Origin of the sequence: Hoylesella buccalis ATCC 35310 (assembly GCF_025151385.1) — a bacterium.
Taxonomy (GTDB): domain Bacteria; phylum Bacteroidota; class Bacteroidia; order Bacteroidales; family Bacteroidaceae; genus Prevotella; species Prevotella buccalis.
On sequence record NZ_CP102287.1, the window covers coordinates 975692 to 989326 of the forward strand.

The following is a 13635-nucleotide window of genomic DNA, read 5'->3' on the forward strand; positions in this document are numbered from 1 at the left end:
TGCAAAATTACTAAAAAAACAAGACCCTTACAAATGTTTGTTCAAAAATGAGTGTCACAAAACCTATCTTGAGGAAAAGATAGTACATCGATGCACGAGCAAACGACCGAATCGCTTGATGGAATAAACCAAAGAGGGCATGTCAAATACTTGACACACCCTCTAATACAAACTCAATCACCTCAAGTTAATCAAGCCATTTTACATAGTTGAAATCTTGACGGTGTGGCAGGTTTTTATGCTTTGGGAACATACGCACGCATGATTTAAAGGTACCGGCATCATCAGGATCTATTACTGCTTCAAAAGTATATAGATTGCCTTCGTGCCCTGTCATCTCAAAGGGACGTACGCGATAAAGCTCACGACCTTCATCATCGGGTAAGGGTTTCAGTGTCACCAGCTCCAAACCAACAGCATCCTCCAGGCCTTGTTCGTCAATCACATATTTCATGCGATATTCAACACCCGTTTCGCCACCGTTTGTCAAGAACTCAGTATCCTTTGAAACAACATGGATGGCATCCCAACGCTCAGCCACTGTCTCTTTCCAATGCGCAATCTCTTTAGCCAACTTGGCATCTTCAGCGGCCAACTCAGCAAATCTAGCTGCTTGCTTCTCGTAGAACTTGTCGTAGTAATCGTCCAACTGACGCTTCATCGTGTAATGAGGTGCAATCGTCGCAACGGATTTCTTCACCACGTCAAGCCATTGTTCGCTATAGCCTTCCTCATTCTTACTATAATACATCGGAATAATTTCATTCTCTAAAAGCGAATAAATGGTAGCTGCATCCAACTGGTCTTGGTACTCCTGGTTTTGATAAGTGCGCTTCTGAGGCAAAGCCCACCCGGCACCTTCTCTATAACCTTCTACCCACCAGCCATCGAGCACGGACAAGTTGACAACACCATTCATCTCGGCTTTCTCGCCAGACGTACCCGAGGCTTCGAGTGGACGCGTAGGCGTATTCATCCAAATATCTACACCAGAAACCAGTCTTCGGGCCAAATGCATGTCGTAATCTTCCAGGAAGATGATTTTACCTAAAAACTCTGGTCGCTGGCTAATCTCATAGATACGTTTGATGAGATCTTGACCTGCTCCATCTGCAGGATGGGCCTTGCCCGAGAAGAAGAACAGCACAGGGCGTTCTGGGTTGTTCACAATCTTTGACAACCGATTGATGTCTGTAAACAACAAGTGCGCTCTTTTATAGGTTGCAAAACGACGACAGAAACCTATCATCAACGCATTTGGATTGATACATTCAAGCAGTGACATCACGCGTGACGGATCGCCTTGGTTCTTCAACCAATTCTCGGTAAACTTCTCACGGATATACTTCACCAGCTTATTTTTCAACTTCATGCGCGTTTGCCAAATCTCTTCATCCGGAATCTTCAGAAACGCGTGCCAAATGTCTTCGTTGCTCTGGTCGCTCATAAACGACTTGTCGAAGTACTTGTCGTAAAGGTCACGAAACTCTGTCGAAGTCCATGTTGGGAAGTGTACACCATTGGTCACATATCCTACATGGCTCTCCTCTGGATAAGAGCCTTTCCAGATAGGAGCGAACATTTTTTGGCTTACCCATCCGTGCAACTTGCTTACGCCATTAACCTCTTGTGCGGTATTGCATGCAAAGGTACTCATGCAGAATTTTTCTGTATGATTGTCAGGATTCTGACGTCCCATTCCAATGAATTCATCCCATGTGATACCCAAACGCTGTGGATAGCCTTGCATGTACTTTCCGAAAAGGGTTTCGTCAAAATAGTCGTGGCCTGCCGGAACGGGGGTATGCACCGTGTACAGTGAGGATGCTCTCACCAATTCCATTGCCTGATTGAACGTCAGTCCGCTCTCAATGTAATCACAAAGACGTTGCAAATTACACAGAGCCGCGTGGCCTTCATTACAATGATAGATGTCTTTCTGGATGCCCAGTTTCTTCAATGTGAGTATACCACCAATACCCAGCAATATCTCTTGCTTGAGTCGGTTTTCCCAATCACCTCCATACAGAGCGTGGGTAATGGATCTGTCAAACTCTGAGTTTAAGTCGTTGTCAGTATCCAACAAGTACAATTTGATGCGGCCCACATTCACACGCCATACGTATGCATGCACCACATAATCAAGATAGGGAACGTCAACCACGATGGGGTTGCCATTTTCATCAACCTCACGCTCAATGGGAAGCGAGTTAAAGTTTTGAGCCTCGTATTGAGCAATCTGTTTACCCTCCATATTGAGTGACTGCTTGAAATAGCCGTAACGATACAAAAAGCCTACAGCACACATATCTACATTGCTGTCTGATGCCTCTTTGAGGTAGTCACCAGCCAACATGCCCAAACCTCCTGAATAGATTTTCAATATCTGATTAATGCCATATTCCATGCAGAAATAGGCAACAGATGGCCGCTTCTTATCGGGTTCCACGTTCATGTAAGTGCGAAATTTGGCATACACGTCCTCGACGCGCTTCATCAACTTGGCATCGTTCACGATCTCTTCTTTGCGGTCATAGTTAAGGCGCTCCAACAACAGCACAGGGTTGTGCCCTACTGCTTCGTACAATTTCTCATCAAGACTCTTGAAGAGACTACGCGCTTCGTGATTCCAACCAAACCACATGTTATGTGCTAATTCGTCCAAACATTTCAGTTGTTCGGGCAGTCTTGATTTGATTGTCAACTCCCTCCACTGTGGAGCGTTAACATTGCTCGTCTTAATTTTCATAAATCTTTAATTTTCTTATTTTTTTCTTACTTGATTATTCTATTCTCTACTCGTGACAAAGCCTGGTGATAGGCTGTTTCGTAATACTTAATAAACCGTTGCCACAATGCTTTTTTTGACAAATCGGCTGCTCGCCGGCGTATGGTATTCACCTCTTTAGGTGATAACTTTGACAGCTGCATGATGGTTTGCTTGATTTCGTCGGCCACATCAGAGTAGTTGGTGTCAGTACGGTGAATCACTTTCACACCATGCTCAATCTCACCATACGTTCCGATTGTTCGATTAACCCACAAACCAAATCCCGCTAAATCGGTTGTGACACAAGGCACCCTGAACGCAATAGCCTCCAACGGCGTGTAGCCCCAAGGCTCGTAGTAGGAAGGATAAACGCACAGGTCGTTACCCACAACCAAATCATAATATGGCAGGTTTAAAATGCCATCATCACCCGTGAGGTAGCACGGAACAAACATCACTTTCACGTTGTCATGTTCGGCGTTATGCATATTCAGCGCTTCCAGCATCTGAAGGATGCGGTCGCCTGGCATGTCCCGAAGCCAATGGGTTAACATAGAATGCTCCAAGGGCGTGTCAAACGATTCTCCCGACGCCAGCCTTGTTATCAAGTCGGCACGTGGTTCGCCCACCCAAGCCGGCACTTCCACCACGGCCAGCACCTTACGCGTTAAGGCATCTTGCGACAACCGTAAGCGGTTAATAGCTTCTAAGAAGACATCGATGCCTTTGTTGCGAAACTCATAACGGCCACTTGTAGAAACAATGAAAGTATTGTCATCAAAAGTATTGCCCATCAAAGCATTAGCAACTTCTATGATTCGCTTTCTTGCCAGCCTACGTTTGCTCGTCAGCTCTTGCCCTCGTGGCACAAAACTGTCTTCAAAACCATTGAGTAATATCTCATCAACGGGTTTATCCAGCAGCTCATTACACTCGTTGGCAGTAATCTCACTCACGGTTGTAAAGCAGTCAACGTGATGTGCGGTTTGTTTCTCTATCGAGTGTTTGCTCTGCATGTTGAGTTCCTCGGCCATTTGGTCTCCGTGATAGGCCGACAGGTATTCGTACAGGGGCTTATTGTTTCCCGCGATACTTCGCCCAATGCTCGTTGCATGGGTTGTGAAAAGGGTGCCTATCTCGGGTACCTGATGGCGAATGTAGAGCAATCCTATGCCGGTCATCCATTCATTTCCATGATAAATCACCTTCTTGGTCTTGTCCAGATAAAAGCGATAAAAGCTCTCCACCACCCTGCCGGCTGCATACGAAAACATAGAGGCTTCGTCGTAATCGCCATAGCCGTGCAGACTATCCACCTGAAACCACTCCCACATTTGGGCATAAATCTCATTTTTCAGCGCATAAAAGGGTTGGTAATCCACTAATATGGCAAGCGGATGTCCTGGAACTGACCAGCGGCCAATTCTGCATGTCAATCCGTCATCAGCGGCTTTGCTCTTCCAATCTGCGAACAAAGAGCTGTCTTCTTGAAAATATGGATTGTCTTGTTCTTTCCAACAATCAGGGCCGATAAAGATGATTCGGTCCGGATATTGATCCTGCAATGTTTTTGCTCGCGTAGAAAGAACGGTATAAATACCTCCCACTTTATTACAAACTTCCCAACTCGACTCAAATATATAGTCGGGACGCAACAAGTCCTTAGTCATAAGAATCATAATATGATGAGCAAAGATAATATAAAAAAGGTGAAATCCAAATGATAGGTTCTTTAATTTTCTTAATACACGCGTTTTATTGATATAAAGCAGTAACTTTGCAATAACTGGGAGCATATTGGCCAGTTAGGGACATCTAACGCAGCCCCTACCCGAGCCTTTCTATACACAACTAAAATCAACAAAAGATGAAAAAGTACCTATTTCTTCCTATTTTATGCTTTCTAAGCATGCTGGCGACAGCACAAAACACGCAAAAGCAGCCTTTCAAGGGTGTCATAGGTAATGCGGAATACAGAATATACATCAAAATGAATTTGTACGAGAACAACGTTACTGTACCTGGACAGGAAATCTTTGGTGAACTTCCTGGCTTCATGGGTGATAGCATCGATTCACGAAAATGGTTGTTCACATCGGCCAAGATTCATAAAAACACGGCTCAACTGGCAATTACCAACGACTATGGTAGCGAAGACTTAGTGGCCACTTTAACCCTTAACAAAGACAACACCTACACGTTGAAGCAAGTGGAAGGCAGCAATATGAAAATTGCACGTCAAAGAAAATGGAAAAAACTGCCCAAAACATTGGTATTCATCCCGAAAAAATAGGTACCTACAACGGGGACGGGCTTATTGATAAATCTTTGTATTTCAACACTTTCTCCCTCATTGTTCATCACTTGGCATAGGTAATCACCAGCTTGACACTTTCTTCGTTCGTGCGCTTCTGAATCCATTGGCGCATTTGATTGTTCTGCTGGCTCGTCAATGGTTTCTTCACTTTAAATTGAGCGATGGCTAAAAGGTAAGGCTCGTTTGCTGTGGTATCCAAATTAGCTTCGACAACGGGGGACAACACCAGCGATTGCACACCTGGGTATAGCACCAACATCTCGTTCAACATATCCACACTCAGTTGTGAATACGAATCAATTTTCCCCAATTTTTCTCGTAAATTCTTGATTTCAACAGCTTGCTCTTGAAGTACTTTGACGCTTTGTTCCCGATTTTTCGAGATGGCTACAAGAGTACCTTTTTCTGGTACTAAATCTGAGGATTCGGTACCCTGTATAACAGTTAGTTTCAGATGTTTCAGCCGCGAATGCTCATTCAGTTCCTTCTGCGCTTTCTTCTTTTGCTCTGGCGTAATCTCTTTTCCTAAGGCAACGATTTGCAATACGCTGTCTCCGTATAGATGTTGCGATACCACTTGTGTTCCTTTCCATTTCAAATTATGTTGAACAAAGTTACTCAACTGCTTGTCAAACAAGCTGGTTCGCATCATTCGTACAGTCATATAACCTGCCGGAATCATCGTTAAAATAGCAATGGCTAAAATCATACGATGCACAAACTTACAACGTTGAGGGTCTACAAAGTGTTTGCGTCTGAAACGCAACAAGAAGACACCGAAGGTGGTTGCCACAGCAATGAAGACGGTGTTGATAAAATATAATAAAGAAGCACCAGCAAAAAAGGCCAAATTTCCTGTTGCGATACCATATCCTGCCGTACAGAGTGGAGGCATTAATGCTGTGGCAATGGCTACGCCGGGAATGACGTTACCCTTGTCTTTGATAGACGCAGCGACAATACCTGCCGCACCACCAAAGAAGGCGATGAGCACATCGTAAATGGTAGGCTCGGTACGCGCCAACAACTCTGATTGTACACCCTGAAAAGGTGTTAAGAAAAAATAAACAGTTGCTGTGATGATACCAATAATGGTCGCCACCATATAGTTTTTAACGGCCCGTCTCAGCAGCGGCAAATCATCGATGCCCACCGCCAAACCCATGCCTAAGATAGGTCCCATCAGTGGTGAAATGAGCATGGCGCCGATGATGACTGCCGTAGAATTGATATTCAATCCTAAAGAAGCAATAAACACGGCACAAATTAGAATCCAAAGGTTAGCTCCTTTAAAGGCTACGCCCGATGCAATTTCATCAACAACATCCTCTTCCTTCTCACGATTCTCTGACATATCGAAATACTGCCTCAGATATGCCTTCAACGAAATCTTTTCCATTTTGTATGATATTTCGCAACTACAAGGTTATTCTATCTTGTGACGTGCTGTTATTTCTGTAAGTGTTGAACACTTGGAGCGCCCATTCTTTTCCTAAAAGATGCACACCCACACTGGTTCGTTTATGATTTTGCAAAGATAACAATTTCAAAAGAACTCACCAACAAACCGCCTCATTAACTCACTCGGATGTTTGAACTACGAAAACAACATTATTTTCAAGTCGAAAAGAAAAGACTCCAAGCTGCGTTCAGAATACGGCTCTTTCGTTTAACAATAGAACTTTGAACTTTTTAGACTAAACGGAATGTTTATCTATGAAATGTTTTCTGTAACGACAACTTTTTAACACAAATGCTGGGGCGTTTTTTCGACCAACTGGTTCGGATGCTGAAAATATGCGAAATTTTAAGCGGTTTTGATAGCAGATTGATTATTAATGATTTACGCATTTTTTGAACTAAGGATACATTCAAAAGATGATGAGTTTTTGCAGGAATAATCCTGTTTTTTCGCAAAATAGGCCTTCTATAGCATGTAAATTGCAAGCTGAAATCATGTAGGTTGGTTGGTAAAAGCATGCTTATAGCTGATTGATCCGATATGAATGGGGTCAGTGATGGTAATTTTAAGACTCTAAAATCCTAAAAACTCGTCTTTTTTTTGTCCATTTTGAGATTTTACTTTGTCAAATATAACGAATCAATTTAACAAACGAAAGGTTTGTTAACACAGCCGCCTATTTTTGGTCAGTATCATGAAAAATTTCCACAAATGGTCACCCATAACGCTTTATGTACTAAATTTGCTATTTCTATCAAATACAGATGTATCTAGCGAAAAAATGGGATTAAAACATGAATAGCTAAACTGAACACATGCTTATAAAATGCACTACGCTCATCCGATTAGTTAAAATAATGTAATTATCGATATGTTTTACAAACAACACCCGTTGATTCTCATTATATTGTTGTAATTTTGCACCCGATTTATTTATTCACATAAAGTCTAACTTTATTAAATTTTAAACATTAATTATTTTATGTCAGATTTAAAGAACGTTCAACCATTGGAAGACTTCAATTGGGATGAGTTTGAAAATGGTACAAACGTAAACGCCAACAAAGAAGACTTGGCAAAGGCTTACGATGAAACCTTGAACAAGGTTAGTGAGCGCCAAGTGACAGAAGGAACCGTTATCGCCCTTGACAAAAAAGAGGTCATTGTTGACATTGGCTACAAGAGCGATGGAATCATTCCCGCTTCAGAATTCCGCTACAACCCAGACCTTAAAATAGGTGACAAGGTTGAGGTTTATGTAGAAAACCAGGAAGACAAGAAAGGCCAGCTGGTTCTTTCTCACAAAAAAGCTCGTCTTACCAAGAGCTGGGATCGCATCAATTCAGCCCTCGACAACGATGAAATTATTCAGGGCTACATCAAGAGCCGCACGAAGGGTGGTATGATTGTTGACGTGTTTGGCATCGAAGCTTTCTTGCCAGGAAGCCAGATTGACGTTCATCCTATACGCGACTACGATGTGTTCGTAGGCAAGACCATGGAATTCAAGGTAGTGAAAATCAACCAGGAATTCCGCAACGTTGTTGTTTCACACAAGGCGCTCATCGAGGCTGAGTTGGAAGCACAGAAGAAAGAAATTATCAGCAAACTTGAGAAAGGCCAAATTCTTGAAGGTACAATCAAGAACATCACGTCATATGGTGTGTTTGTCGACCTTGGCGGTGTGGACGGATTGGTACACATCACAGACCTTTCATGGGGCCGCGTAAGCGATCCACACGAAGTGGTTTCACTGGACGAGAAAATCAACGTGGTTATCCTCGACTTCGATGATGAGAAGAAGCGTATCGCCCTCGGTTTGAAGCAGTTGACACCACATCCATGGGATGCACTTGATGAAAACCTCAAGGTAGGTGACAAGGTGAAGGGTAAAGTTGTGGTGATGGCCGACTATGGTGCTTTCGTAGAGATTGCTCCTGGTGTAGAAGGACTGATTCACGTCAGCGAAATGTCTTGGAGCCAGCACCTGCGCTCAGCTCAAGACTTCATGCATGTAGGTGATGAGGTTGAGGCTGTTATCCTGACATTGGATCGTGAAGACCGTAAGATGAGCTTGGGTATCAAGCAGCTGAAAGCCGATCCATGGGAGGACATCGAGGTGAAATATCCTGTTGGCAGCAAGCACACAGCAAAAGTTCGCAACTTCACCAACTTCGGTATCTTCGTTGAGCTTGAAGAAGGTGTTGACGGCTTGATTCATATCAGCGACCTCTCGTGGACTAAGAAGGTAAAGCATCCTTCAGAGTTTACAACAGTAGGTGCTACCATCGATGTCATAGTTCTCGAAATAGATAAAGAGAACCGTCGTCTCTCTCTCGGTCACAAACAACTGGAAGAGAATCCTTGGGATACCTACGAGACGATTTACACACCAGGTTCTATTCATACCGGTAAGATTACCGAAATGATGGACAAGGGTGCTGTTATCACACTGAATGAAGGTGGCGAAGGCTTTGCCACACCTAAGCATCTTGTGAAGGAAGATGGAACACAGGCACAACAGGGTGAAGAACTCGAATTCAAGGTAATTGAGTTTGTTAAGGAGACCAAGCGTATCATTCTTTCACACAGCCGTACCTTCGAAGATGTGAAAGAAGACGTGAAGCCAGCTCACAAGCACGCCTCTGCCAAGAAACAGAATGATGTTCCACAAATCAACAATGTGACAGCAGGTACAAGCCTTGGTGACTTGGATGTGCTTGCTAAGTTGAAAGCAGACATGGAAAAAGGAGAATAATTAAGTATTTTTCTCACGCTCCTTATAAGAAGGGCAGATTTTTCTATTGCTGTCCGCTAAAACTTATTTGAGCAAAAAGCTTATTTGAGCATAAGAACTTAGGGCTTGATTCCTCACACGGAATCAAGCCCTTTTTATGACAATCATTGTCAGCCATAAATTCAGTACTAATGGAAGGCAATGAGGGACGCAGAAGACTATCAACAGTTAGGCTCTGCTAATTTACTTCTTTCATGGATACTCACCCTGTCTTTGATTGGAAGATGTCTGCCCTTGGGACGATGCCCGTACTTCATCTTATGCCTTGTATGCTTGGCAAGTTCCCCAGTCGTGCATTGTGGATGATGTTATAGATGGACTGGCGGGACACCTTTATCCCCTCATTCTTGCGCAGATAACCAGATATTTGTCTTGGAGACCACTGGTCATTGATAATATATTCCTTGATTCTCCAAACCAATTCATCGGGGAGCTTGGCGTTCGTTACCGTCCTCTTTCTGCGCTGCATGGCCATATCGTGCGCCTTCGTCCAGATATACTTTCCCGATGGTGTGCTGTTTCTCTCAAGCTCACGACTGAGCGTAGCCTCACTCGTGCCCACAATGCGGGCAATTTCTTTTCTCTTTGTTTTCTTTTGGAGTAAGGCGAAAATTTGCGACCTTTGCTCCCAGGTTAATTGATGATACATATACAATACAAAGTTAATTAATCTTTGGGAGACTGCGGTCGCCAGAGTAAAGCGACTACCGATAAAAAGAAAGCAAGCCTTGGTGCCGCACAAAGACAGATCCAAGACTTGCTTGTAAAAATATTGGTTCATCCGACTTTTCGAGTGAAAATTTAACAATAAGATAAAAGAAAACCGCTGAACTTGAGTATATTTGAATAACCACAAACAGATATACAATCATGAACAGCAGTTTTCTATATCACGCATGGGGACTATATAGTCTCGAATGTACAAGGGAGGAATACAAAGGTAATACAATTATTCTTCACGTACAAAACAAGAAACGTTTAAGCGTCTGCCCAAAATGTGGCAAACTTCATTTGGTGAAAAATGGCTACCGCATAAGAGACTTTCTCGGTCTTCCGATCGGTGGCAAGAAAATAGTTATCCGCATGAAAGTCCAACGCTACAAATGCAACGATTGTGACTACGACCAACAGGAAAAGATACGATTTGCAACGGGCAGCAGTTCCTACACTCACCGCTTTGCAAAATATGTCGTAGACTTGTTGCGTTCCATGACCCTAAAAGATGTGGCGGCACGGCTTGAGGTAAGTTGGGATACAGTAAAGGAGATACATTCCCATTATCTTGAAAGCCATTATTCCCCTCCGTCGCTTGATGGTGTTAAGTGTATAGGTATAGATGAGTTTGCCGTCAAGAAAGGACACATATACAAAACAATCGTTGTAGACCTTATTAGCGGGCGCATTCTCCATGTCGGTGAGGGTAAGGGAATAGAAGCTTTGGCTGACTTTTGGAAGAAGGTGAGGCGCAAGAATGTATCTATCAAATATGTTGCCACGGATTTGTCAGCGGCTTTTATTGGCTCCGTACTTGAAAATTGTCCAGATGCGATACACGTTTTTGACCATTTTCATGTCGTAAAGCTGATGAATGACAAACTTGATGATATACGGCGAATACAATATAACATGGAGAAGGATATTAACAAACGTAAGGTACTCAAGGGAACCAGATATCTGTTGCTTTGTAATGGAGCAGATATCTATGATGCGAAATATAAGACGAGATTGGAAAATGCCTTGGCAATGAATGAGCCTCTATCAAAGGCGTATTATCTGAAAGAACAGTTGAGGGAGATATGGTTGCAAGTGCGTAAAGAGGAGGCTGAAAAAGTTTTAACGGAGTGGGTGGAGCAAGCAAAAGAGAGTCATATTCCACAACTGCAAAAGATGGCAATGACTATACTGGCTTACAAAAGAGGTATACTTGCATGGTATGACTGCCATATCTCAACAGGTAAAGTGGAGGGTATTAACAATAAGATAAAAATGATGAAACGCAATGCATACGGATTTAGGGAGGAACGATATTTTAAACTAAGGCTATATGCACTACATGAATGTCGTATCACTCGAAATGTCGGATGAACCGTAATAATGAAAAGATGGCAAGGCTCCGACACTAACATGTATTAGTTAGGAGCCATGCTATTTCTTCTTTTTCGTCAACTCCATTTTCCCCTAATTCAAATTTTCAGAGAGATATTCTGAGTAACAATAAATCCTATAATTATTGAAATATAGCCTGAATTTGATTGTCGTTTTTGATAGATGCTTCCCAAGTAAAATCAGGCTTAATATCATATAAAATCTCACGAATTCTATCTTTTAGTTGATGCAAGCCATCTGCAACTCGAGTTGAATTGTTAAACTTCTTAAGTAGATTTTCTTTTCGTGTTTGGTCTGCAACATTAGCATGAAGCCATTGTAAATATTCTCCTCTGTATTTATTTGAGATATTCGCCACTATTTTAATGCCAATCTCATCTAATACATCATGTCCATTCATAAATTGCCAACAATTACATTCCACAACACCTTTAGATTTCAATTGAGATAGAAAATCATCATATTCAGCACGGTTATTATCTATGTATAAATTAAAGGAATTTATGCGATTAGAGATATACGTGTTGGTACTTTCATTTACCTTGTTGTTTTTGTAAGTAAGTTTGTTTAAATCAGACTTAAAATCAGATAGCTTATATACATTATCTTTTTTGTTTGTAGAGAACAAATGAATAGTAAATAGATTATAAAGAAGTTGTGAAGTCTCAAATATCATCACATTAATATCTTCACTTATTTGTTCGCAAAATGAGGTAAGATATATTGCTTCCTTAAGTATGGAGGGTACAATCTTATAATTCTCTATTGAATATGTATCACTAGTATGAATAGCATATTTACAAGCCCTTAATTCTTGTGTATAAGAATGGTAATCATCTATAATATAGTCATAATCCGAATCTATAGCGATCAATTTATTACGGCCTAATGAATCCAATCTAATGAACTTTATTAAGGCATCTTTACCGCATAATTCATTATTTCCACATCTTAGAACCTTAATCTTGAATTTTTTATCTGGTTCATGCTTGGCAAAGAAATGACGCCAAAAAACAGTGTCTACTTCATCTTCTACAAAAACTTCGATTTCTTCTTTTGCGGTTGAACTATTTGCTCTAAAGAATCTCCTTGCAGCTAAAAACGCCGAACTTCCTCCAGAAGATATATCATTAGCCATTTTTTGCAACTTTAATTTTCAAATCATCAATATTCTTTACATATGGTTGCCAACCATCTAATAATACAGATGGAGCGTGTGTTGCGATTATTACTTGACAATTAGGATTCAATAATCTAATTTTTTCTATTAATGATTCTTGCCAATCAACATGAAGGGATATTTCAGGTTCATCAAGAAACAATATATATGATTTCTGATTCTGCAAAAGAACTTTCCATAGAATATACAACATTTGTTTTTCTCCAGAAGATAGCTCATAAATAGATATCGGTAAATCATCTTCTACAATCCTAAAACTCAGTTTACTATCACTTGTATCTATAACTTTTCCGGTTGATTCAAAAAGTTCATTAATTGTCTTGATGAATAAGTTTTTAGGAGCATATAATGACTTTAATGATTCTATATCAGGCTGAATCCCAGATATAACCATATTCTCGATTGTATTTGCCAAATTACCTATATAGTAAGAATATTGTTCTTGCAATTCATGAAGTTCTTTATCTAGACTAGACCAGACTCCTTCATCGTGCAAAGAATCCCATTTGGACTTATCTTCAATGTAGGATATTGGTTCATCAAATGTACTGATGATATCTATATTTAAATCTTTTAGAAACTTTGCAGAAGGTATTTTTCCTTCTGATTTTGTGGTAACGAAGCTAATTGATGCATTTAGCATCAAACTATTTAGTCTGCTTTTTCTACTCGTATTAGCAAAATCCATCTCAACATCTTCCTGTAGCTCTTTTAATACCTCATTTTCTTGAGCTTTTTTAGTGAGATTAAGGTAACTGTCATTAAAAACTATATTTGTTATTGTTGCATCATCTTCATCAAACTTGATCTTTACCATTGATGCTTTTTTAACTAATGACTTTGGAAGTTTACCACCAATAGTAATATAAGCAATCAAATCTAGCAAGGTACTTTTACCTGCTCCGTTGATTCCTGTTAATATATTTACACATGGATTAAGTTCCCACTTAATATGGTACTTGCCCCAAAAATCTCTAATCTCAATTTGACTAATATTCATAGT

Annotated in this window: 8 protein-coding genes and 1 pseudogene; 3 read left to right on the forward strand and 6 right to left on the reverse strand. The window is 41.1% G+C overall.

Translation table 11 applies throughout. From position 1 onward, the window contains the following. Positions 1-187: 187 nt before the first annotated feature. Positions 188-2749 carry an alpha-glucan family phosphorylase gene (glgP, locus tag NQ518_RS04180; protein ID WP_227960786.1) on the reverse strand — a complete coding sequence of 854 codons (2562 nt, stop codon included), beginning with the start codon at positions 2747-2749 and terminating at the stop codon, positions 188-190. Positions 2750-2775: 26 nt separating this feature from the next. Beyond that, complete coding sequence (locus NQ518_RS04185; protein WP_227960784.1) at positions 2776-4440, reverse strand: glycogen/starch synthase; 1665 nt, start codon at positions 4438-4440, stop codon at positions 2776-2778. 197 nt (positions 4441-4637) lie between these two features. On the opposite strand from NQ518_RS04185, the gene NQ518_RS04190 reads away from it, so the two are divergent. Continuing rightward, entirely contained in the window at positions 4638-5063 is a 426-nt protein-coding gene (locus tag NQ518_RS04190; RefSeq protein WP_227208054.1) for a hypothetical protein, read from the forward strand. A gap of 67 nt (positions 5064-5130) precedes the next feature. Here NQ518_RS04190 and NQ518_RS04195 read toward each other — a convergent pair whose 3' ends face one another. Then, a complete protein-coding gene (locus NQ518_RS04195; RefSeq protein WP_227208053.1) occupies positions 5131-6486 on the reverse strand; it encodes a DUF389 domain-containing protein in 1356 nt (451 codons plus the stop codon). Between the two features lie 1045 nt (positions 6487-7531). On the opposite strand from NQ518_RS04195, the gene rpsA reads away from it, so the two are divergent. Continuing rightward, positions 7532-9307 (forward strand): 30S ribosomal protein S1, encoded by a 1776-nt coding sequence (gene rpsA / locus NQ518_RS04200; protein ID WP_227960783.1) that lies wholly within the window; start codon positions 7532-7534, stop codon positions 9305-9307. A gap of 221 nt (positions 9308-9528) precedes the next feature. Here rpsA and NQ518_RS04205 read toward each other — a convergent pair. Beyond that, positions 9529-9995: pseudogene (locus NQ518_RS04205) on the reverse strand (transposase); the annotation flags it as partial. Positions 9996-10216: 221 nt separating this feature from the next. Here NQ518_RS04205 and NQ518_RS04210 point away from each other — a divergent pair. Next, positions 10217-11431: an ISL3 family transposase gene (locus tag NQ518_RS04210; protein ID WP_227960781.1), complete on the forward strand. Its 1215-nt coding sequence runs from the start codon at positions 10217-10219 to the stop codon at positions 11429-11431. A gap of 142 nt (positions 11432-11573) precedes the next feature. Here the strand turns inward: NQ518_RS04210 and NQ518_RS04215 are convergent, their stop codons facing one another. Together NQ518_RS04215 and NQ518_RS04220 are read right to left on the reverse strand one after the other, a co-directional pair. Next, a complete protein-coding gene (locus NQ518_RS04215; RefSeq protein WP_227208524.1) occupies positions 11574-12590 on the reverse strand; it encodes a DUF4435 domain-containing protein in 1017 nt (338 codons plus the stop codon). Beyond that, entirely contained in the window at positions 12583-13632 is a 1050-nt protein-coding gene (locus NQ518_RS04220; RefSeq protein ID WP_227208522.1) for an AAA family ATPase, read from the reverse strand. Before NQ518_RS04220 ends, NQ518_RS04215 begins: the two co-directional genes overlap by 8 nt. Between the last annotated feature and the right edge of the window lie 3 nt (positions 13633-13635).